Consider the following 21872-nt stretch of genomic DNA (forward strand, 5'->3'; position numbering starts at 1 on the left):
CCTCGCCGTTTGCACGGAAAGCGCGCCGGCCCTGCCGGCGCGCTTTTTTCATCCGAAGCTGATGCCGGTGTCGCGCATCAGATCCTGGATCAGCCGGCGCTCGCTGGTCAGCCGGGCGGAAAGCTTGTCGGCCTCGGCCGGCACCGGGGAAGCGCCCATGGCGCCCAGGCGCCGGCGCACCTCCTCGTCATCCGTGGCGAAGTTCACGGCCTCCTCAAGCCGGCGGCGAACCGGCTCCGGCGTGCCGGCGCGGCAGAACACGGCGTTCCAGCTCGTCAGGTCGAAGCCGGGATAGCCGGATTCGGCGATGGTGGGCACGTTCTCCACCCCCATGCGGCGCCCGCTGGTCAGGGCGATCGCCCGCGCCCGCCCGGCTTCCAGCACCGGGGAGAGGGAGTTCAGCGAGAGATAGCCGGAGGGCAGCGTGCCCGCCGCAAGATCCCGCGCCACCTCGGCCCCGCCGCGATAGGGGATGTGCTCCATCCTCGTTCCCGACCGATGCGCGAGAAGCGCCCCGGCCAGATGCCCCGTATTCCCCACCCCCGGGGAGCCGAACGGCATGCCCCCCTCGGTGATCCGGGCCTGGTCCACATAGCCCTTCAGGTCCGTGATACCGGTCGAGCGGGTCACGGCCAGGATATAGGGCACCTCCGCCACCATCCCGACCGGGGCGAAATCCTTCTCGTAGTCGAAGGGAAGGTTCCGGTGGATGAACTGGGCGATGATGAAGGAGGCGGCATCGAAGAGCAGGGTGTGGCCGTCTGCCGGGGCGCCGGCCACCTGCCCGGCCGCCAGCGCGCCCCCCGCTCCGGTGCGGTTCTCCACCACCACGGACTGTCCCAGGAACTCCGAAAGGCGGGGCTGGATCAGGCGGGCCATAGTGTCCGAGTTGCCGCCGGCGGCGAAGGCGGTGACGATCCGGATCGGCCGGTTCGGGAAGCTGCCGGTGCCTTGCGCCAGCACGGCCGGGGCGGGCAGCAGGCTGGCGCCCGCCAGCATGGCGAGATGACGGCGGCGCAGCCCGGGGCCTGCATTCTGCGGCATGGACGTTCCCTCTTTCCTCTTCAGCCCGGCGCCTTGGCAGCACCGTTACTTGGGCCGATCTTGCGCCCGCACGCCGCCCTGGTCGAGGCAGGAGATGCCATGCCCCCCACCCTCCGCCCGTTGCGCCCGGACGAGATGCCGGCGCTTGTGGCGCTGCACGCCGCCTCCTTCGCCGCCCTGGCCACCGCCTATCCGCCGCATCTCGTGCCGGCCTATGCCGCCATGCTGCGGGCGCCGGATTACCCGCCCGAGGTCCTGGCCAGCGATCTCTGGGTGGCGGAGCGGGACGGACGCCTGCTCGGCAGCGCGGGATGGTGCCCTGGTGAGGATGGGGCCGCCCGCATCCGCAAGGTGTTCGTCCACCCGGACGCGGCGCGGCAGGGGTTGGCGACCCGTCTTGTCCGGGCGGCAGAGGCACGCGCAGGGGCCGCGGGCCATCGCCGCTTCATGCTGCGGGCCTATCTCGGGGCGGTTCCCTTCTACGAAAGCCTGGGCTACCGCGCCGATCGCCCTGGGGAACGCTCCCTGGGGCATGGCATTTCCATGCCCGTGCTGTTCATGCGGAAGGACTGACCCCGCCGCGCACGGCGTAGGAAAGCCCGGCGAAGTCGCGCAGGCGCTGCTCCACACTGGCAAAGGCGGCCCGGCTCGTCTCCGGCACGGGCGCGTCCGGGGTGCGCGTCCGGTGATCCAGCCAGCGCGCCACCGTGCCGGCGCCGCGACGATGGGCGGCGGCGACCAGCCCTGCCTGGGTGATGGGAAGGGGTTGGCCGTCCATGGCTGTCACGGTCCGGCCCGCCGCGCCCAACGCGCCATTGGCGGATAGTTGCTGCTCCGTGCGCTGGAGATACCGCGTCATCGCCGCTTCCTGCGCCGCCGGGCTGGCCAGGAAATCAGACTCGCTCCGCACGCCCGATGCGGCCGCCTGCGCGGTCCAGCCGCCTTCCGCATCCTGCCAGCCGATGTCGCGGAGCGCGACGGGCAGCATCTGATAGCGGCCCAGCGCGCCGGAGGAGAGGTTGCGCGCCGCCCAGCCGGCCCCGGCGCTTTCCTGCGCGGCGATCCGGCCGCGGAAGCCGCTCTCGCCTCCCCGTGCGGCGGGCCGTGCCTCCGCCACGCCGGAGTTCCGGGCCGGGGCGGGATGAGGCTGGAACGGGGCCTGTGCCCGGGCCAGGGTGCCCTTGAAATCCGCCGTCTTGGCGATTGCCTTCACCCTGCGCGCGGGACGCATGGCCGCGCCCTGGACCGGTTCGATGCTCATGACCCGGACGTTGCCACACATAGGTTAATCAGCAGGTTAAATACTCCCTTGCGGGCAACCCCGGCGCCGCGCTCCCCGTTCAGCGGGCGCGCAAGGAGCCGACTTATGTCCGACAAGCCCAAGCCCCCCCAGCCGCCCCAGCACCAGGACCACCAGCCCGGCATTGAGGCCGAGATGACGCCGCGGCCTCGTTCCTCGATGGAGAACTGGAAGGCCTCGGGCAAGCTGGAAGGGAAGAGGGCGCTGATCACCGGCGGCGATTCCGGAATCGGCCGCGCCGTGTCCATCGGCTTCGCCAAGGAAGGCGCCGATATCGTCATCCTCTACAAGGACGAGCACCAGGACGCCGCGGAGACGAAGCGCTTGGTCGAGGCCACTGGACGGCGCTGCGAAGTCCTGGCCGGCGATGTCGGTGATTCCAGCTTCGTGAAAAGCGCGATCGAGCGCGCCGTCGGTTTCCTTGGCGGCCGGATCGATATCCTCGTGAACAACGCCGCCGAGCAGCACGAGTGCCAGTACCTGGCCGATATCAACGAGGCGCAGGTGGAGCGGACCTTCCGCACGAACATCTTCGGCTATTTCTGGATGGCGAAATACGCCCTGCCGCACATGCCGGATGGCGCCGCCATCATCAACACCACCTCCGTCACCGCCTATCGCGGCAGCCCGCAGCTGGTGGACTATTCCAGCACGAAGGGCGCCATCGTCGCCTTCACGCGCAGCCTTTCCGAGCAGCTTTTCGAGAAGCGCAAGATCCGCGTGAACGCCGTCGCCCCCGGCCCGATCTGGACGCCGCTGATCCCCGCGAGCTTCGATGAGAAGCGCACGGCGGAACATGGCAGTTCCTCCAAGATGGGCCGCGCGGGCCAGCCGGACGAGGTGGCGCCCTCCTACATCTTCCTCGCCTCGGAAGCGGACAGCTCCTACATCAACGGGCAGGTGCTGCATCCGAACGGTGGCGACGTGGTGAACGCCTAGCCCGACGCTCTCGCGCCGCGATGAGGCGGAACGGCCATTCACCGCCCCCAGAAAAGGAACTCCACCATGGCTGAGACCATCAAGCCGCTCGCCATCGTCACGGGCGCATCCACCGGCATCGGCCGCGAGCTGGCCAGGGAAGCCGCGCAGCACGGGTTCGACCTGCTGATCGCCGCCGACGAGCCGGAGATCGAGGCGGCCGCCACGGAACTGCGCACGCTTGGCGTGCAGGTGGATGCGGTGCAGGCCGATCTTTCCACCGAGGAAGGCGTGGACAAGCTCCTCGCCGCCACGAAGGGCCGCACGATAGAGGTCCTCATGGCGAATGCCGGGCGCGGCCTTGGCAAGGGCTTCCTGGACCAGGACTGGAGCGAAGTGCGCAAGGTGGTGGACACCAACATCACCGGCACGATCTACCTGATCCAGAAGATCGGGCAGGAGATGCGCGCGCGGAACGCGGGGCGGATCCTCATCACCGGTTCCATCGCCGGCTTCATGCCGGGCAGCTTCCAGGCCGTCTACAACGGCACCAAGTCCTTCCTGAACTCCTTCTCCTGGGCGATCCGGAACGAGTTGAAGGACACCAACATCACCGTCACCTGCCTGATGCCGGGCCCGACCGACACCGAGTTCTTCGAGCGCGGCGACTTGATGGACACGCCGGTCGGCCAGGCGAAGAAGGACGATCCCGCCATGGTGGCGAAGACGGGCTTTGATGCGATGATGCGCGGCGACGGGGACGTGGTGAGCGGCCTCAAGAACAAGCTGCAATCCGCCGTGGCCAATGTCCTGCCCGCTGCCGTGACGGCGGAGATGCATCGCGGCATGGCTGAGCCCGGCCACGGCAAGAAATAACTCCCTCTCCTCAGGGCAGCTTTCCTGGCAGCGGCTGGGCGGAGGCGGAGAAGTCCTTCCACGGATCCGCCTCCTTGAGCCGCATCGGCGCCGTGCGGATGGTGAAGGCCTTCGGGTCCAGCCCCGGCCTCACCTCGGACCAGTCCAGCGGCATGGAGACGGTGGCGCCAGGCCGCGCGCGCGGCGACCAGGCGGCCACCGCGGATGCGCCGCGCGCATTGCGCTGGTAATCCAGGAAGATCCGCCCGGGGCGATCATTCTTCGCGCTGCTGGTGGTGAAGCGGTCCGGCGCCTCCTCCTCCAGCCTCGCGCAGATGCGCCCGGCCGTGTCGTGCAGCGCCTTCCAGCTCACCCCCTCCACGGGCACCACGACATGCAGCCCCTTCCCGCCCGTGGTCTTGCAGAAGGGCACGAGCCCCAGCGCCGAGACACGCTCCCGCAGCATCAGCGCCGCCTCCACCACGGCGCCGAAGGGCAGGTCCTCCGCGGGGTCGAGATCCAGGATGAGCCGGTCCGGCCTGGTGATGGCGGCGCTGCGCGCGGGCCAGGGATGGATCTCCAGCGCGCCCCATTGCGCGAGCCCGACCAGCGCCTCCGGCCTGTCCACCTGCAACAGGGAGGAGGTTTCGCCGCGCGGTTTCACCTGGCTCAGCAGGCGCGAGACGCCGCGTCCGCCATGCCGCTGGAAGAAGCGCTCTCCCCCGATCCCGTCCGGTGCGCGCAACAGGGAGAGGGGGCGGCCCTCGATCCAGGGGAACAGCCGCGGCGCCACCTGTTCCATGTATTCCGCCAGTTCGCGCTTGGTGATCCCGTCCTCCGGCCAATAGAGCTTTTCCGGATGCGAGAGGGTGACGCCCGCCACCGCCACGCGGGATGATGAGGCCGGGCGCTTCGGGGGTGGTGCCGCGGCGGCGTCCTTCTTCCGGGGCGCGGCCCGCTTGCGCGGTGGCCCCGGCGTTGCGGCGGGCTTGCCTCCCAGCGCCTCCATGTCCCGCCCCGTGGCGACGGAAGTGGTGAGGTTCGCCAGCAACGCATCCCTGTCGCCGGGGCGTGCCTCCCCATCCTCGTCCTTGATGAGAAGCCAGTTATGCTTCGCCTCGCCCCCGCGCGGGCGCATCCGCACGAGATGCCAGGCACCCCGCAGCCGCTCTCCGTGCAGGGTGAAGCGCAGGCTTCCCCTTTCCAGATCCGCCGCCGGGTCCTCGGAAGCCGGTTCCCAGCGCCCGTGGTCCCAGAGCATCACGATGCCGGCGCCATAGCCCTCCGCGATGCGCCCCTCGAACCTGCCATACTCGACCGGGTGGTCCTCCACCTCGACCGCAAGGCGTTTGTCCGCAGGGTCCAGGCTGGGGCCGCGCGCCACGGCCCAGGATTTCAGAACGCCGCCCAGTTCCAGCCGGAAATCATAGTGCAGCCGCGTGGCATCATGCTTCTGCACGACAAAGGAGAGCATCTTCGCCCGGCGCCGCTTCGGCGCGGCGCCCTCGGGCTCCGGGCTGCTGCGAAAGTCGCGCCTGGCGCGGTAGGGGGCAAGGGGATCATCGGCCATGACGCCTTCGGAACGCTGATCCTGCCGCGCCGGTTCCGGCCGGTGCTCAGGCCAGCAGGTCGCGCACCATCGGCATCACCTTGCTGCCATAGAGCTCGATGCTGCGCATCATTCTCTCATGCGGCAATGTGCCGGCGCTGTACTTCATCTCGAAGCGGGCCAGGCCCAGCGTTTTCACCGTCGCGGCGATCCGGCGGGCGACGGTCTCCGGTGCCCCGGCATAGAGGGACCCGCCCTCGATTTCCCGCTCGAAATCCCGGCGTTGCGCGGGCGGCCAGCCGCGTTCCGCCCCGATCTGGTCGCGGGAGCGCTTCCAGTGCGGCCAGAGCTCCTCCTTCGCCTGCTCATCCGTTTCGGCGACATAGCCATGGGAATGCACGCCGATGGGCTGCGGCGGCTGCTCCAGCTTCTCCAGCGCCTGGTGGAACAGGTCCACATAGGGGCGGAAGCGCGCGGGATCGCCGCCGATGATGGCCAGCATCAAGGGCATGCCGTGGCGCGCCGCGCGGATGACGGATTGCGGGCTGCCACCCACGCCGATCCAGGCCTTGAGCAGCCCCGCTTCGACGGGCGGGAAGACGCGCTGGTCCTTCAGCGGTGGGCGGATGCTGCCCTGCCAGGTCACGGGCCCTCCGCGCCGCAGCGCCGCGAAGAGGTCCAGCTTTTCCTCGAAAAGCGTCTCGTAGTCCTGCAGGTCGAAGCCGAAGAGGGGGAAGGATTCCGTGAAGGAGCCGCGCCCCAGGATCACCTCCGCCCGGCCGCCGGAAACGGCGTCCAGCGTGGAGAAGCGCTGGAACACCCGGATCGGGTCGTCCGAGCTCAGCACAGTCACCGCCGTGCCCAGGCGGATGCGGCTGGTGCGGGATGCGATGGCGCCCAGCAGCACCTCGGGCGAGGAGACGGCGAAATCGGCGCGGTGGTGCTCGCCCACGCCGAAGAAGTCGATCCCCAGCCCATCCGCCAGCACCGCCTCCTCTACCAGGTTCCGGAGCACCTGGGCATGCGGCAGCAGCGCGCCATCCGGCCCGGCCGTGACATCGCCGAAGGTGTCGAGCGCGAATTCAAGGGAAGCGGCCACGTGATGTCCTTCGTCCGTGGGGTGCGTCATTCGCCCGCTGACCTATTCACCGCCCATCGCCGGGTCGAGACGCCTCTGCCCCGGTGGCGTCAATCACCCTCATTGACGCAGGTGATGCGGGCGTCCTCAGGCGGCCAGGACGCCCGCCGAAAGGCTCGCCGCCACCGCTTCCGCGATGCGGATGCCGTCCACCCCGGCCGAGAGGATCCCGCCCGCATAGCCCGCCCCCTCGCCGGCCGGGAACAGGCCGGGCGTGTTCAGGCTCTGCCCGGTCTCGTCGCGCCGGATCCGGAGCGGCGAGGAGGTGCGGGTCTCCACCCCTGTCAGCACAGCGTCGCCCATGGCGAAGCCCTTGATCTGGCGGTCGAAGGCCGGCAGCGCCTCGCGGATCGCGGCCACGGCGAAACCGGGCAGGCACTGGGAGAGATCCGTCGGCGTCACGCCCGGCTTGTAGGAGGGGATGACCTCGCCCAGCCCGGTGGAGGGGCGCCCGGCCAGGAAATCCTCCACGCGCTGCGCGGGTGCCCGGTAATCGCCACCGCCGGCGACGAAGGCGCGTTCCTCCCAGTGCCGCTGGAAGGCGATGCCGGCGATCGGGCTGCCGGGATAGTCGCGCTCCGGCGTGATGCTCACCACGATGCCCGCATTCGCGTTGCGCTCGTTGCGCGAATACTGGCTCATCCCGTTGGTGACGACGCGGCCGGGCTCGGAGGTCGCGGCCACCACCGTGCCGCCGGGGCACATGCAGAAGGAATAGACGGCACGGCCCTCGGCCGCGGGCGTCTTGCAATGATGCACGATCTTGTAGTCGGCCGCGCCCAGCAGCGGGTGCCCGGCCTGCGGCCCGAAACGGCAGCGGTCGATCAGCCCCTGCGGGTGCTCGATCCGCACGCCGATGGAGAAGGGCTTCGCCTCCATGAACACGCCGGTCTCATGCAACATGGTGAAGGTGTCACGCGCCGAATGCCCGACCGCGAGCACGACATGGTCCGCCTCCAGGAAGGAGCCGTCCGAGAGGTGCAGGCCGCGCACGCGCCGGTCCGGCCCCAGCTCCAGCCTTTCCGCCCGCGTGCCGAAGCGGTACTGCCCGCCGAGGGATTCGATATGCGCGCGCATCTTCTCGACCATGGAGACGAGGCGGAAGGTGCCGATATGGGGCTTGGAGACATAGAGGATCTCCTCCGGCGCCCCGGCCTTCACGAACTCCTCCAGCACCTTGCGGATGCGGTTCGCATTGTCGCCGATGCCGCTGTAGAGCTTGCCGTCCGAGAAGGTGCCTGCCCCGCCCTCGCCGAACTGCACGTTGGACTCCGGGGTCAGCACGGAACGGCGCCACAGGCCCCATGTGTCCTGCGTGCGTTCACGCACCACCTTGCCGCGCTCTAACAGGATGGGCTTCAGGCCCATCTGCGCCAGGATGAGCATGGCGAAGAGGCCACATGGCCCCGCGCCCACCACCACGGGCCGCAGCCGCGGCGGCGCCGGCGGGGCGGGCGGCAGGCGGTAGGCCGTCTCCGGCGTCGGGGCCACGTGCTTTTCCCCGGCCATGCGCGCCAGCACCGCGGCCTCGTCCCGCACCGCCACGTCCAGCGTGTAGATCAGCGTGATCGCGCCGCGCCGGCGGGCATCATGGCCGCGGCGGAAGACGGTGATGTCCAGCAGATCCGCGGCAGGGATGCGCAGCCGTGCCAGCACGGCATCGCGCAGCGCATCGTCGGCATGGTCGAGGGGAAGCTTGATCTCGGTGAGGCGCAGCATGGCAGGGCGGGATATAGGGCTTGCGGGTGTGGAATAACACTCGCGCGCCGGATCCGGGGCCGCGCATTTCCCCGGACCGGCGACGAGGGCGGCTGGCCTCAACTGGCCGGGACGCTCCCGGCCAGCGCGTGCATCTCGGCCACGGCATCCGCGATCATCCGCGGCAGTCCTCCATCCAACCGGCGGGACATGACCCGGGAGATGGAGGCGTAGTACCAGAGCGTGCCCTCGCGCCCGCCCGTGAAGCGGGAGAACACGGCCTCCGCGCCATGGACCCGGATATCGGCGACGATGGCGCGGGCGTTGTGAAGCTTGTCACAGCCCGAGACGAGGAGCGCGTCGGGGCTCACCTCCTCCAGATGGGCGAGATAGGCCTCCTTCCGGGCGCGCCAGGGCGGCTTGGGCTGGGTATCCGCATCGGTGCAGGCCCGGACGATGCCCGCGACGCGCGGCCCGAAGCGCTCGCGGATCTCGGCCTCGTGCTCGGCCCCGCAATCCTCGATGAGGTCGTGCAGCAGGCCGGCGCAGGCCTGCTCCTCGTCCCCGCCCTGTTCCATCACCAGGGCCGCCACCGCGAAGAGATGGCTGGCATAGGGGATGGCGGTTCCCTTGCGCAGCTGGCCGGCATGGAGCCGGATGGCGAGCATGGCGGCCTCGGCCAGCATGGATGATGCCTGATTTGAGCCTGTCAGCGTCAAAGCTTCCTCTCTTTTCGTGTTGATGTTCTGGGATCGGTTCTGGTGCGGCGCTGCGTCCCAAGGTCCCGGGCCACTGGCCTCGCGGGCTTCCCCGCCGTTCCGTGCGGCTGGGGAAAGTGGGATGGAGCGTTCCGAATCGGCATCGCGTACCGGATTGTCGTCCCGCCACGACCATGCCGCCACCGCATGGCCGGCATGGCGGGATTGCCGCCATCGCGCGGCCCGGGGCGGAGCGGGATAGCTGCCGAAAAGAGGCGCCCCTGGAGCCGCCTAGACCGACATCCCCGCGCACCATCCGGACGACCAGGCCCATTGGAAATTGTATCCGCCCAGCCAGCCTGTGACGTCCACCGCCTCCCCGATCACATGCAGGCCCGGCACATCCTGGGCGGCCATGGTCTGGGAGGAGAGGGCGGCGGTGTCCACGCCGCCGGCCATCACCTCGGCCTTGGCATAGCCTTCCGTGCCCGTGGGGGTCAGCGCCATGCCCTTCAGCAGGGTGGCGACCTCCTTGAGGGCCTTGTTGCCCAGCTCGCCGATGGGGCGCGTGTGCTGGGCCAGCCGCACCTGCCCGAGCGCCGAGGCCAGGCGCTGGGGAAGCTGCTCGGCCAGCACCGTGTGCAGCGCCGCCTTAGGGCGCTCGTTCTTCCGGGCCAGCAACCAGGCGGTGGCATCCACATCCGGCAGCAGGTCCAGCGTCACCGCCTCTCCTGCGCGCCAGGGGGTGGAAACCTGCAGGATTGCCGGGCCGGACAGGCCGCGATGGGTAAACAGCATCGCCTCCCGGAACCGCGTCTTGCCCGCACGGGCCTCGACGGGAAGGGAGACGCCGGAAATGGGCCGCATCAACGCCAGATCCGCCTCCCCGAAGGTCAGCGGCACCAGGGCCGGGCGGGTCTCCACGATGGGCAGGCCGAAGCGGCGCGCGACCTCCAGGGAAAGCCCGGTCGCGCCCATCTTCGGGATGGAGAGGCCGCCGGTCGCCAGCACCAGGGCGGGCGCGGTGAAGGTGCCGCGATCCGTTTCCACCCGGAAGGCCTCGGCGCGGCTCACATCCACGACCCGGTGCCGCAGGCGAAGATCAACCCCCGCCGCCTCGCACTCATCCAGCAGCAGGCCGACGATGGCGCGCGCCGAGCCGTCGCAGAAGAGCTGGCCCAGCGTCTTCTCGTGATAGGGAATGCGGTGCTTCTCCACCAGCGCGATGAAGTCGTGCTGCGTGTAGCGGGAGAGGGCCGAGCGCGCGAAATGCGGATTGGCCGAGAAGAAGCGCGAGGGCTCCGTGCCCGTGTTCGTGAAGTTGCAGCGCCCGCCGCCGGAGATCAGGATCTTCGCCCCCGGTGCCTCGGCATGGTCCAGCAGCAGCACGCGCCTGCCGCGCCGCCCCGCCGTGAAGGCGCACATCATCCCCGCCGCGCCGGCGCCCAGGATGATCGCGTCGAAGTGGTTGTTCATCCCATCAGGCGTTTAATGATGGAGAGCGGCGCCTTGTAGGGCGGATAACGCATGGCCGGATCGATGCCCGCGGGCTGCCGGAAGACCGCGCGCGCGTTGGAGAAGGCCTCGAACCCGGCCTGCCCGTGGTAGCGCCCCTGCCCGCTCGGCCCCACGCCGCCGAAGGGCAGGTCCGGCACGGTGCAGTGGACGAGGTTCTCGTTCACGCAGAACCCGCCGGATGGCAGCGCGGCCGCCACCGCATCGGCCAGGCCCTGGTCGCGGGTATGGACATAGAGCGCCAGCGGTGCCGGCAGGCCAGAGAGCCCCGCCAGAAGCTCCGCCCGGTCCCGCCAGGTCACGATGGGCAGGATGGGGCCGAAGATCTCCTCCCGCAGCAGGGCGGGGGCGGGGTCGGCCAGGAGCGTCGGCTGGATATGCAGCGCGTTTTCGTCCACCGCGCCGCCATGCAGCACGCGGCCCCGCGCCAGCAGCGCCTTCAGCCGCCCGAGATGGCGCGCATCCACCACGCGTTGCATCCCGCGCCCGTCTGCGCCGTAGAAGCGCGTGATCGTCTCGCGCAGGGCGGCGATGAGCGGCTCGGCGCGGCTCTCATGCACCAGCAGGTGGTTGGGGGCCAGGCAGGTCTGGCCCGCATTCAGGAACTTTGCCCAGGCGATGCGCCGCGCCGTGACCACGGGCTCTGCGCTCTCATCCACGATGCAGGGATTGGCCCCGCCCAGCTCCAGCGTGGTGGTGGCCAGGTTGCGCGCGGCGGCCTCGGCCACCTTTCGGCCGGTTTCGGTGCTGCCGGTGAAGAAGATGTGGCCGAAGGGCTGCGCCGTCAGCGCCGCGGCCATGTCCGGCCCGCCCTGCACGACCTGCACATGGCCGGGGGCGAAGCAGAGCGCCGCCAGCCGTGCCAGCGCCGCCGCCGTGGCCGGAGCCACTTCCGAAGGCTTGAGCACCACGGCGTTTCCGGCGGCGATGGCGCTGACCAGGGGCACGAGGCAGAGCTGCACCGGGTAGTTCCAGGGGCCAAGGATCAGCACCGCCCCTCGGGGCTCCATGCGCAGCGCGGCGCGGCCGGGGAAGTGGAACCAGCGCCCCCTCACCCGCCGCTCCGCCGCCCAGCGGGGCAGGCGCTTGAGGGCGAGCGCGATCTCCTGCCGCACGAGCAGGATCTCGGAGGTCCAGGCCTCGAATTCCGACTTGCCGAGATCGGAATGCAGGGCGGCGAGCAGTTCCGGCTCCATGGCCTCAAGCCCGTCCCGCAGGGCGATCAGCGCGGCACGCCGTGCGTCCAGGGGTCTTGTCTTGCCCGTGGAGAAATGGGCACGGGCGGCGTCCAGCAGGGCGGGGGCTTCGGCCATGCCCTGCTGTAAACCGATCGGCCCCTGAAGGCGATGGAGCGGCACGCAGGATTTTACCCGGGTTTATTCTTGCGCAGATTTTCTTCCGGGTATAATGCGGGTACCCACCCCGGACGCGATCAAGGAGCAGCCCATGCTCGGGCAGGAGAGGCGGGCCGCCGTTGCGGCCTACAAGGAGCGCAAGATCCCGGCAGGCGTCTACGCGCTGCGCTGCGCGCCCACAGGGGAAGCCTGGGTGGGCGCCGCGCCCGATCTCGGCACCATCCAAAACCGGATCTGGTTCCAGCTGAGGATGGGCGGCTGCCCCTTCCCCACGCTCCAGGCTGCCTGGAACGCGCATGGCGAGGACGCGATCGCCTTCGAGGTGCTGGAAGGGCTGCCGGAGGAAACCCTGCCCTATGCCCGGAACGCGGCATTGAAGGAACGCAGGCAGCACTGGGCCGGGCAACTGGGCGCGCGGATCATCTGATATCCGGACGTGCTTCCTGCTCCTGGAATGCTCGTGCTTCCCGGGGAGAGGAAGAAGGAATTCTTCCTCTCCCCGGACCCCTCACCATCATCTTCTTCTATCAGTTGGGGCGGTTCGGCTGGCGGTGCGCCTCCGGTCCATGACCGGAGGCGACTGCAGGGGCAGGATGGGGAATAAGAAACCCCGTGTTGCACCGCATCCGCGGCAGCCAGACGGGGTTCCAAGGGCCTCAGGCCCTTGGCGGGCGAGATCCGGAGAGGGCAGAGCCCTCTCCGGGAACCACGAACCCCGGCAGATCCCCCGGTGGACGCCCTGCGCCGCCCGTCCGATAGAGGAAGCAGCCAAGCAATGAGGGGATGCCATGCACATCATCGTGCTGCCGGGCGATGGGATAGGGCCGGAGATCACCGATGCCGCGTTGGCCGTGCTGGATGCCGCGGCCAACCGCCACGGCCTGAACCTGAACCTCACGCATGATGTCGCCGGGCATGAAAGCCTGCGCCGTTATGGCACCACGCTTCGCCCGGGCCTGCTGGAGATCGTGAAGCAGGCGGACGGGCTGCTGATGGGCCCCATGTCCACCTATGACTACACGGATGAGAGCAAGGGCGGGATCAATCCTTCCGCCTATTTCCGCAAGCGCCTGGATCTTTTCGCCAATATCCGCCCGGCCCGCACCTATCCCGGCGTGCCCCACCCGGCCATGCGCGACTTCGACCTGGTGGTGGTGCGCGAGAACACCGAGGGCTTCTACGCCGACCGCAACATGGAGAAAGGCGGCGCCGAGATGCTGGTGACGCCGGATGTCTGCATTTCCCTCCGCCGCATCACCCGCCCCTGCTGCGCCCGCATCGCGAAGGCCGCCTTCCGCCTGGCCACGGCGCGGCGCGGGCGCGTGACCGCCGTGCACAAGGCGAATGTGCTGGCCCTGGGCGACGGCATGTTCCTGGAGGAATGCCGCAAGGCGGCGGAGCGCTTCCCTGGCGTGGTGCTGGAGGAGGTGATCGTGGATGCCATGGCCGCGCTGCTGATCCGCGATCCCTCGCGCTTCGACGTGATCGTTACCACCAACATGTTCGGCGACATCCTCTCGGACATGACCGCCGAGCTTTCAGGTAGTATCGGCCTGGGCGGGTCGGTGAATGCCGGGATGGAGCATGCCATGGCCCAGGCCGCCCATGGCTCCGCGCCCGATATCGCGGGGCAGGACCGGGCGAACCCGCTCTCCCTCATCCTTTCCGTCGCCCAGCTGCTGGACTGGCACGGCGGCCGCCGCGGCGGGGATGCCTATATGCGCGCCGCGCGCTCGATCGAGGCCGCGGTGGCCGAGGCTGTCTCGGCCGGGGATATCACGGCCGACCTGGGCGGCAGGCTGGGCACGCGCGCGGCCGGGGAGGCTGTCGCGGCGCGGCTGCGCTGATCCGTCCTATCGCCGCGCCAGGTGGTGGATGAGCTGCGCGCGCAGCCAAGCCTCACCCGGATCCTGGTCCACGGCCGTGCGCCAGGCCATGTAGGTAACGGCCTCCGGGCAGGCGAAGGGAGGCGGATCGGCCGCAAGGCCCTCCATCCCACCCAGCGCCGCCACCGCATCCACCACGGCCTCGCTGACCAGGCAGAGCAGGTCCGTCCCGATCAGCGTGCGCGGCATCAGCCCGAAATCCGGCACGCCCAGGACGATCTGGCGGCTGCGGCCCAGCTTCGCCAGCTCCTCATCGGCGATGCCGGACAGGTCCCCGCGGGGCGTGACCAGCATATGCGGCCGGGCGCAGTAGCTATCGAGGTCCACCGGCCCAGGCGACTCCGCATCCCGCAGCACGCGCCAGCCGCAGCGGCGAAGCACGCGCTGCTTGGCGGCTGCCGGCAGGTCCTCGACATGGCCCACCGCCATGTTGATCTCCCGCGAATCCAGCATGCGCGGGATGGTGCGGTAGGTGGCCGCGCGGATGATGATCCGGCAACGCGGCGCCGCCTTCCGCAGCCGGGGCAGCACCGGGATCATCGCCATCTGGATGTCCTCGCTCATGCCGATGCGGAAGGTACGGGTGTCGGTCGCGGGATCGAAGGGAATGGAACCGGCGATCGCCCCGGCCACGGCCTGCATGGCGGGGGCAAGCTGATCCATCAGCGCCTGCGCCCGGGGTGTGGGCTCCAGGACGCGCCCGTTCCGCACGAAGAGCTCATCCCCGAAGAAGGCGCGCAGCCGGCCGAGGGCGGAGGAGGTGGCTGGCTGGGAAAGGAACAGGACCTCCCCGGCACGGGTGACACTCCGTTCCCGCATCAGCGCCGCGAAAACGGGAAGCAGGTTCAGGTCCAGCTTCCGCAGCCCGCCATCATCCGTCCTCTGCGCCAAGCCCGGCCTCCCGCATAAATCCATTCACGGGACGAATATGGGCGGGCAGCCCCTGCGGCGCGAGACCGTGAGGAGCCGCCCTTCCCGCAGAGGCAGCCTCAGCCCCGCCGCAGGTTCCACATATAGGGGTTGGGGCCCTGCAGAACGCCTGAGAGGTCGGACCGGAAGCCGGTCTTGAGCACGAAGAGCCCGCTGGGCGCGAAGCCCACATGGTCCCAGGCGGAACGCTGCACATCCGCGAAGGCCTGCGCCTGGGCCCGGGCATCGACCGCGTAGAGCCAGCGCTCGATGTTCCTCTCCGTTTCCGGATCGGTCGGCCAGCCGAACCAGGCCGTCGGGCCATCGCCGCGGATGCCGGAATTCACCGCGGGATTGGCGATGGAAGCGGCGGGGAAGTTGGTGGGATAGATGCTCCACCCGCCATGATCCGCATCTTCACGCGAGTTGCGGCGGCTGAGCATCGCGGCCCAGTCCATCTCCTGCAGCTCCACCCGGAAACCGAGCTGGCGGCAGACATCGGCGGCCAGCCGCCCCTGCGGCGCCACGGCGGCAAAGTCCGTGGGGTTGATCACCACCACCTTCGCCCCTTCCACTCCGGCGGCACGGATCACGGCGCGTGCCTTGTCGAAATCGCGGGGCGGGGCCGGGAACTCGGCCACGCCCGGCAGGGTGCAGGGGAAGAGGGCGTGGCACTCGCGCCAGTCGCCCGGGGCGGCCACGGCCGTCATGTGGTCGGGCTGGCTGATGCAGTCCCGCACCGCGCGCCGCACCTCCACCTTGTTGAAGGGGGCGTGGAGGTGGTTGAAGCGGATGACGCCGAGAAAGCCGATCGGGTCGTAGATCTGGGTGCGGATATTCCGGTCCCGCTGCAGCAGCGGCAGCAGGTCCGGCAGAGGGTATTCCACCCAGTCCACCTCGCCGCGCTGCAGGGCTGCGCCGGCCGTCGCGCCATCGGGGATGATGTGCCACTCCAGCCGGTCGAAATGCACGCGCTTGCCGCCCGAGGCGCCCTCGGCCGGCTCGTCACGCGGGACATAGGCCTCGTTCCGGGCATAGGCGACGAAGCTGCCGGGGTTGAACTCGCCTGCCAGGAACTTCCAGGGCCCGCTGCCGATCATCTCCGGCACGGGCTTGTCCGGCGCGGTGGAAGCCAGGCGCTCAGGCATGATGAAGGGGGGCACGCCCGCCGGCTTGCCCAGGGCATATAGCATGGCGGGGAAGGGCCGGTTCAGGCGGATGGTCAGGGTGCGGTCATCCGGAGCGCCCCATTCGGCCACGGCCCGGCCCAGGATCTGCCCGAACAGGTCCCGCACGCACCAGCGCTTCAGGCTGGCCACGCAGTCCCGGGCGCGCACGGGCTCACCGTCATGAAAACGAAGGCCATCCCGCAGGCGAATGGTCCAGAGCAGCCCATCCGGGCTCATCTCATGCCCCGCCGCCATCTGCGGGCGGGGGTTCAGCTTTCCATCCGTGCCAAAGAGCGTGTCGAAGACGCAGAAGCCATGGGTGGTGCTGATCGTGGCGTTCTGCACGATCGGGTCCAGCGCCGTCAGCGCCGCCTGGGGCACGAAGCGAAGCGTGCGGGCCCGGGCCGGTTGGGCCAGTGCGGGTAGTGGGAGCGCCGCAAGAGCGGCGCCCGTCAGCAGAGATCGGCGATGCACGGGGCTTCCTCCATCCCGCGATCGGGGGAAGGAAGCGGGGCCGGACCCGGGCCCCCGGCACGCGGCAGCACCGCGCGCTGCCGGGGCAGGCGGTAGGGCCGCTTCACGCGCGAGGGGCGCCTGGTCGTCATGGTGCACCGATCCCTACGCCGGTCCGAACCGGGTCAGGTTCCAGGGGTCGCGGGTCTCCCCGCCTCTCAGCCCGGAATGGGCTCCCCCCGATGTCCGCCGGCGGTATGGAACAGCCGCCCGCCCGAAGCAAGAAGGGCGGGCCGGAGGGTGGATGGTGGGGCCGGCAGCCCGGCGCTATACGGTTCCCGACAAGCCACCGCCCATGGAGCGCGCTGATGCCCATCTGCCCTTCCGCGCAGCGACCGGAGGCCTGCCACCCCGCCGGCCTGCGCGCGGCCTGATCATGGGGCGCATTCTCGTCACCGGCGCGGCCGGCTTCATCGGCGCGCATCTCTGCCAGGCCCTGCTGGCCAGGGGCGACGAGGTGATCGGGATTGACAACTTCAATCCCTATTATGATCCCGCGCTGAAGGAGGCCCGGGTGATGGCGCTGACGGGCAATGCCCGCCCAGGCGCCTTCCGGATGCACCGGATCGACCTGGCGGATACGGAGGCGCTGCTGGCGCTGATGGCGGCGCATCCCGAGATCGACCGTGTCGCCCATCTGGGCGCCCAGGCCGGGGTGCGCTGGTCCCTCCAGGCACCCTTCGCCTACACGGCGGCCAATGTCACCGGCCATCTCGGCATTCTCGAGGGCGTGAGACGCAGCGAGGGGCGGATCGGCCACACCGTCTATGCCTCCACCAGCTCGGTCTATGGCTCCCGCACCGATGGCGGCTCCTTCCAGGAGACGGACCGGGTGGATCATCCCGCCTCGCTCTATGCCGCCACCAAGCGCGCGGGCGAGCTGATGAGCAGCGTCTACACCGATCTCTACCACCTGCCGCTCACCGGGCTGCGCTTCTTCACGGTCTACGGGCCCTGGGGCCGGCCGGACATGGCTTATTGGCTCTTCACCGAGGCCATGCTGAAGGGCCGCCCGATCGAACTGTTCAACGAAGGGCGCATGCGCCGTGACTTCACCTTCGTCTCGGACATCGTGGCCGGGGTGATCGCTGCCCTGGACCAACCCCCGGCCGATGGCGGGCACCGCCTCTATAATATCGGCAACAGCAACCCGGAGGAGCTGCTCGACATGGTCGGCCTCCTCGAGGAGCTGCTGGGCGTGCAGGCCCATCGCGTTCTCAAGCCCATGCAGCCCGGCGACGTGCCGGCCACCTTCGCCGACGTGTCCGCCATGAAGCGGGACTTCGGCTGGGAACCCACCACGGATCTCCGCACCGGCCTCTCCCATTTCGTGGCCTGGTGGCGGAACCATTTCGGCTAGCATGGCTTATCGCCACCGGCCGGCATGGCTGCGTGCCGCCCTGCCCCTTCATCCCGACCTTCAGGAGGCGTGAGCGATGCCCACATCCTCCTCGCCCGTCGATGCGCCCATCATCATCTTCTCCTTCACGCGGCCGGATTATCTCCGGAAGCTTTGCGAATCCATGAAGGCGCAGCAGGGCGTCTCCATTTCGGACGAGCAGGTGCATCTTCTGCAGGACGGCTCCCGGTCGCGCCGCTCCGGCATCGTCTATGGTGAGCCTGAACTGATCGAGGCGAGCATCGCCACCTTCCGCGAGATCTTCCCCCGCGGGCATGTGCATGCCTCACCCGAGAATCTCGGCATCGCGCTGAACCTGCATCGCGGCGAGAAGCTGGCATTCGACACGCTGAAGGCCGAGGTTGCCTATTTCTTCGAGGAGGATCTCGAGCTAGGCCCCTGTTACCTGGCCATGCTGGAGCAACTGCGGCGCCTGCTGATGCCGCACAAGGATATCGGCTATTTCGCCGCCTATGGCGATCATCTCCGCGCCTCCGATCCACAGGCGCCGAAGCTGGTGCCCATGGAGCATCACTGGGGATTTGCCCTCACGCGGCGCTGCTGGCGTGCGATGCAGCCCTGGCTCAAGCCTTTCCATGAAGTCTATGCGCAGGTGGACTATCAGGCCCGCCCGCATCTTCGGATCGTGGAGCTCTACGACGCGAAGGCTGTCTCCAGCACCGCATCCTCGCAGGACGTGGCCAAGACCATGGCCTGCGCCGATCTCGGCTTCGCCCGCATCAACACCGACGTCTGCTACGCGCGCTATATCGGGGCGCAGGGCGAATCCTTCAAACCGGCCAACTTCGAGAAGCTCGGCTTCGGCAGCATGGCTTATGTCGGCTCCCTGCCGGCCACCCTGCCCGCGGCAACGCCGGACATCATCGCCGAGATCATCGCGACGAAGCGCGCGGCCTGCGCCGCCCACCGCCAGACCGCCTATCCTGCCCAGTTGGAGGAGATGCGCAGGCACCTGTTCAACCCGGACCGGCCGGTAACGCGGGAGGAGATCGACTGGCTCTGGCGGCTGGTGATGGACCGCCTGCCCAATGACGAGGCCTATTACACACAGAACGTTGGCCAGCGCACTCTGCGGCAGATCCGCCGTTCCCTACTGCGGAGTAAGGAAGCGCAGGGAAAAGGCTTCTACCTGGCCTGAGAGTCCGCTCCCGGCAGGGCGCCGATCATCGCCTCGATCTGGTCCGGGCGCGGCCTGGAATGGCGGCTCCAGCTGACATTCTCGCGCAGCACCCGCGCCGGAACGCCGGCCACCAGCACGCGAGGCCCCACATCCCCGGTCACCACCGCCCGTCCCGCCACGATTGATCCCGCGCCGATCGTGACTCCCTTCATCAGCAGCGCGTCCTGCCCGATCCACACATGGGGCTCGATCACCACCGGCGCCGGAAAATTCACCTGACTGCGCGTGCCGAGATCGATGATGGCGTGCGAATCCGAGGTTCGGATCGTGATCCCCGTCGCGAACATGGCGTCATCGCCCACCAGCACCGCGCCCTCGGGCCCCTCCGCCAGCATGTTGGTGCGGTTCGAGGTGAGGCCGTGGCCGAGGAAAATGAGAGAGCGCTCCCCGCGCATGGTGCAATGGACCATGGCGATCGAAGGGTTGTCCCAGCCTGTGGAGGCCAGCAGATGGCCGCGCCCGACCGCCGAGATCTCGCCGGCCAGCCGCGCATGGCGCCCCAGCAGGATCGTGCTGCCGCTCGCGCGGGAGAGATCGATGGACAGCCGCTGCTTCGGCGTGCGCGCATCCAGCAGAAGCCGGTTCCCCTTCCCCAACCCGTTTTTCACGGTCACGCCACGTTCGGCGAGAACCGGAAGCGCCGCTTCGTCAAGCGCGATCTCCAGGACTTCGCTGATCTCCGGGGGTGTCCAGCCCTGGCCGAAGCGCAGGGCTGTCGGCCAGGCGGGATGGGCGCCGAGCAGGGCGGCCGGCGTGTTCTCGGGAGAGAAGACAGGATGCACGCTCATGTCTCCTCCAAGGCTGCGCCCATCCAGGCCGGGTGGAGACTCCTCAGCCCCGCCGGATGCGTCAAGGCGGCCATCCCTTGGCTTGACACTCATTGAGGCGCGCGCGCCTTATGCGCCCGCCCTTGAACATCGGGCATCCGCAGGACCACAGGGACGGAATGCGCCATCCTCCGATCGCCGTGATGTCGTTCAACCGGCCGGATTACCTGCGTCAGGTCCTCGCATCCCTCGCCGCGCAGCAGGATGCGCGGATCGAGGAGCGCCAGGTCTTCCTCTTCCAGGACCACTGGAACAACCGCCGCAGCGGGCGGGTGAAGGCGGACGCGAAGGACATCGATGCCAGCATCGCCACCTTCCGCGAGATCTTTCCCCGTGGCGAGGTCCTCGCCGCCGAGGAGAATCTCGGCGTCGCCGAGAACTTCCTCCGCGCCGAAACCCTGTTCTTCCGCGAGATGAAGGCTGATTGCGCCTATTTCCTGGAAGACGACCTCGTTCTTGCGCCGCGCTACCTTCGCATCATGGACATGCTGCGCACCGGGGCGGAGGGCACGCCGGAGATCGGCTATTTCGCCGCCTATGGCCATCTCACCGCCAGCGCGGCGGACCAGCTGAAACACCGCAGGATGCTGCGCCGGATCGGCCATCTGTGGGGCTTCGGCCTGTTCCGCCGCCATTGGGAGGCGATGCAGCCCCTCATGGCCGACTACTACGAGATGGTGCTCGGCCGGGACTACAAGGATCGTTCCACGCCCGATATCCGGCGGCGCTACCGGGAGCGCGACATCCTGGTCGGCGTCACCTCGCAGGACGATGTGAAGAAGGCAGTGACCTACGCTCTCGGCCACGTCGCCCTGAACACGCATCTCGTCAGCGGGCGCTATATCGGCGCGGTCGGGCTGCATATGAGCCAGGAGCGCTTCGACCAAGCCGGATATGCCCGGACCGTCTGGATCGACCCGGAGGAACTGGCCTTCGACTTCCCCGATGCCCCGGCCCTGGCAGCCATGCAGGCCGAGGAGACGGAACGGCGCCGCCAAGCCATCGAGAACGAAGCGAAGCCGCAGCCCAAGTCGCCCGCACCCAGGCCGGCCCCAAAGCCGGCAACACCGCCAGCGCCCTCCCGCCGCCCGGTCCCGGAAGGGGACACCAAGGCACGCCCCTTGCTGCGTGGCCCGCATATGAGCGCGGAGGAGCGGCAGCTCCTGGAGCGGATGCTCGCTTCCGGCCGGCGGCGCTACGCGGAGTTCGGCACGGGCGGTTCGACGCTGCTCGCGGCGCGGCAGGGCTTCGATCTGATGGTGGGCGTGGAGTCGGATCCCGCCTGGGCCAGAACCGTGCGCGAGGATGAGGAAGTGGCCGCCGTCATCGCGGCGGGGCGCGCCTCCATCCTCCACGCCGATATCGGCCCCGTGGGGGCCTGGGGCTCGCCGGTGGACCGCAACGCGATTCGTCCATGGCCGAACTACATCGCCCGGATGTGGGAGGAATGGGACCGGCTCGGGACATTTCCGGACCTCGTCTTCGTCGATGGCCGTTTTCGCGTGGCCTGCTGCCTTTCCACCGCCCTGCTGGCCGCGGCACATCGCGGGCAACACCCACCACCGCTCGTCATGATCCATGATGTCGGCGAGCGCCGCCCCAATTACGACCGCGCGCTCGACTTCTTCCATATCGAGGAACAGGTGGGCACGCTGCGGGTGATGTCGCCACGCCTCCTGCGCTCTCCCGAGGCGATCCTCGCCGCTTTTCTTGGACGGATCTTCGAGGTCGTCTGACTCATGCGGTTACGGATGATTGCCGAAGGGCATCCTTCGTGGTGAAATGGCAGGGTGTTACACGCGCTTCGGGTGGGCCTTCCATTGAGGGTGCCTCGCCTTCAGCACCTTGATGGGTCAAGTCCGAGAATCTGCATGCCACTCCGGCTCGGGACGATCGGA

Annotated in this window: 20 protein-coding genes and 1 riboswitch; of the genes, 8 read left to right on the forward strand and 12 right to left on the reverse strand. The window is 69.2% G+C overall.

The annotated features are described in order from the left end of the window. Positions 1-48 precede the first annotated feature (48 nt). On the reverse strand, positions 49-1044 hold the full coding sequence (locus J8J14_RS06905; protein ID WP_209378737.1) for a Bug family tripartite tricarboxylate transporter substrate binding protein: 996 nt from the start codon (positions 1042-1044) through the stop codon (positions 49-51). Between the two features lie 99 nt (positions 1045-1143). Between J8J14_RS06905 and J8J14_RS06910 the strand changes: the two genes are divergently transcribed. Next, positions 1144-1617, forward strand: a complete 474-nt coding sequence (locus J8J14_RS06910) for a GNAT family N-acetyltransferase (RefSeq protein WP_209378738.1) — start codon at positions 1144-1146, stop codon at positions 1615-1617. On the opposite strand, the gene J8J14_RS06915 is transcribed toward J8J14_RS06910, so the two are convergent. Next, positions 1601-2305 carry a hypothetical protein gene (locus J8J14_RS06915; protein WP_209378739.1) on the reverse strand — a complete coding sequence of 235 codons (705 nt, stop codon included), beginning with the start codon at positions 2303-2305 and terminating at the stop codon, positions 1601-1603. The two genes, J8J14_RS06910 and J8J14_RS06915, sit on opposite strands and share 17 nt — an antisense overlap. A gap of 105 nt (positions 2306-2410) precedes the next feature. On the opposite strand from J8J14_RS06915, the gene J8J14_RS06920 reads away from it, so the two are divergent. Together J8J14_RS06920 and J8J14_RS06925 are read left to right on the forward strand one after the other, a co-directional pair. Further along, a complete protein-coding gene (locus J8J14_RS06920) occupies positions 2411-3283 on the forward strand; it encodes an SDR family oxidoreductase (protein WP_209378740.1) in 873 nt (290 codons plus the stop codon). A gap of 66 nt (positions 3284-3349) precedes the next feature. Then, positions 3350-4138, forward strand: coding sequence for an SDR family NAD(P)-dependent oxidoreductase (locus J8J14_RS06925; protein WP_209378741.1), 789 nt, complete (start codon positions 3350-3352; stop codon positions 4136-4138). A gap of 10 nt (positions 4139-4148) precedes the next feature. Here J8J14_RS06925 and ligD read toward each other — a convergent pair whose 3' ends face one another. The 6 genes from ligD to J8J14_RS06955 form a co-directional block, all read right to left on the reverse strand. Then, the gene (gene ligD, locus J8J14_RS06930) at positions 4149-5687 is read right to left on the reverse strand and encodes a non-homologous end-joining DNA ligase (RefSeq protein WP_209378742.1); all 1539 of its coding nucleotides are present in this window, start codon (positions 5685-5687) and stop codon (positions 4149-4151) included. Positions 5688-5733: 46 nt separating this feature from the next. After that, positions 5734-6765, reverse strand: coding sequence for an LLM class flavin-dependent oxidoreductase (locus J8J14_RS06935; protein ID WP_209378743.1), 1032 nt, complete (start codon positions 6763-6765; stop codon positions 5734-5736). 126 nt (positions 6766-6891) lie between these two features. Beyond that, positions 6892-8523 (reverse strand): NAD(P)/FAD-dependent oxidoreductase, encoded by a 1632-nt coding sequence (locus J8J14_RS06940; RefSeq protein ID WP_209378744.1) that lies wholly within the window; start codon positions 8521-8523, stop codon positions 6892-6894. Between the two features lie 98 nt (positions 8524-8621). Then, complete coding sequence (locus J8J14_RS06945) at positions 8622-9188, reverse strand: HD domain-containing protein (RefSeq protein WP_209378745.1); 567 nt, start codon at positions 9186-9188, stop codon at positions 8622-8624. A 303-nt stretch (positions 9189-9491) separates the two neighbouring features. Then, complete coding sequence (locus J8J14_RS06950) at positions 9492-10676, reverse strand: BaiN/RdsA family NAD(P)/FAD-dependent oxidoreductase (RefSeq protein ID WP_209378746.1); 1185 nt, start codon at positions 10674-10676, stop codon at positions 9492-9494. Continuing rightward, positions 10673-12028 (reverse strand): aldehyde dehydrogenase family protein, encoded by a 1356-nt coding sequence (locus J8J14_RS06955; RefSeq protein ID WP_209378747.1) that lies wholly within the window; start codon positions 12026-12028, stop codon positions 10673-10675. The genes J8J14_RS06950 and J8J14_RS06955 overlap by 4 nt, the downstream gene beginning before the upstream one ends. A gap of 133 nt (positions 12029-12161) precedes the next feature. On the opposite strand from J8J14_RS06955, the gene J8J14_RS06960 reads away from it, so the two are divergent. Further along, the gene (locus tag J8J14_RS06960; protein ID WP_209378748.1) at positions 12162-12497 is read left to right on the forward strand and encodes a GIY-YIG nuclease family protein; all 336 of its coding nucleotides are present in this window, start codon (positions 12162-12164) and stop codon (positions 12495-12497) included. A gap of 361 nt (positions 12498-12858) precedes the next feature. After that, positions 12859-13917 (forward strand): isocitrate/isopropylmalate dehydrogenase family protein, encoded by a 1059-nt coding sequence (locus J8J14_RS06965; protein ID WP_209378749.1) that lies wholly within the window; start codon positions 12859-12861, stop codon positions 13915-13917. A gap of 6 nt (positions 13918-13923) precedes the next feature. Here the strand turns inward: J8J14_RS06965 and J8J14_RS06970 are convergent, their stop codons facing one another. The 3 genes from J8J14_RS06970 to J8J14_RS06980 form a co-directional block, all read right to left on the reverse strand. Beyond that, complete coding sequence (locus J8J14_RS06970; RefSeq protein ID WP_245215505.1) at positions 13924-14847, reverse strand: LysR family transcriptional regulator; 924 nt, start codon at positions 14845-14847, stop codon at positions 13924-13926. Between the two features lie 98 nt (positions 14848-14945). After that, positions 14946-16508, reverse strand: coding sequence for an ABC transporter substrate-binding protein (locus tag J8J14_RS06975; RefSeq protein ID WP_209378751.1), 1563 nt, complete (start codon positions 16506-16508; stop codon positions 14946-14948). After that, positions 16487-16639, reverse strand: coding sequence for a hypothetical protein (locus J8J14_RS06980; protein ID WP_209378752.1), 153 nt, complete (start codon positions 16637-16639; stop codon positions 16487-16489). The genes J8J14_RS06975 and J8J14_RS06980 overlap by 22 nt, the downstream gene beginning before the upstream one ends. Beyond that, positions 16632-16737, reverse strand: a riboswitch (TPP riboswitch). (Overlaps the previous gene by 8 nt.) 105 nt (positions 16738-16842) lie before the next feature. Here J8J14_RS06980 and J8J14_RS06985 point away from each other — a divergent pair. Both J8J14_RS06985 and J8J14_RS06990 read left to right on the forward strand, forming a co-directional pair. Then, positions 16843-17907 carry an NAD-dependent epimerase/dehydratase family protein gene (locus J8J14_RS06985; RefSeq protein ID WP_342452406.1) on the forward strand — a complete coding sequence of 355 codons (1065 nt, stop codon included), beginning with the start codon at positions 16843-16845 and terminating at the stop codon, positions 17905-17907. Between the two features lie 76 nt (positions 17908-17983). Beyond that, complete coding sequence (locus J8J14_RS06990) at positions 17984-19105, forward strand: hypothetical protein (protein WP_209378753.1); 1122 nt, start codon at positions 17984-17986, stop codon at positions 19103-19105. Here the strand turns inward: J8J14_RS06990 and J8J14_RS24900 are convergent. Beyond that, the gene (locus J8J14_RS24900) at positions 19093-19935 is read right to left on the reverse strand and encodes an acyltransferase (protein WP_245215506.1); all 843 of its coding nucleotides are present in this window, start codon (positions 19933-19935) and stop codon (positions 19093-19095) included. The two genes, J8J14_RS06990 and J8J14_RS24900, sit on opposite strands and share 13 nt — an antisense overlap. 158 nt (positions 19936-20093) lie before the next feature. On the opposite strand from J8J14_RS24900, the gene J8J14_RS07000 reads away from it, so the two are divergent. After that, complete coding sequence (locus tag J8J14_RS07000) at positions 20094-21710, forward strand: glycosyltransferase family protein (RefSeq protein ID WP_209378754.1); 1617 nt, start codon at positions 20094-20096, stop codon at positions 21708-21710. The last annotated feature ends 162 nt before the right edge of the window (positions 21711-21872 follow it).

The sequence above is a fragment of the Pararoseomonas baculiformis genome (assembly GCF_017813395.1).
Lineage (GTDB): Bacteria > Pseudomonadota > Alphaproteobacteria > Acetobacterales > Acetobacteraceae > Roseomonas > Roseomonas baculiformis.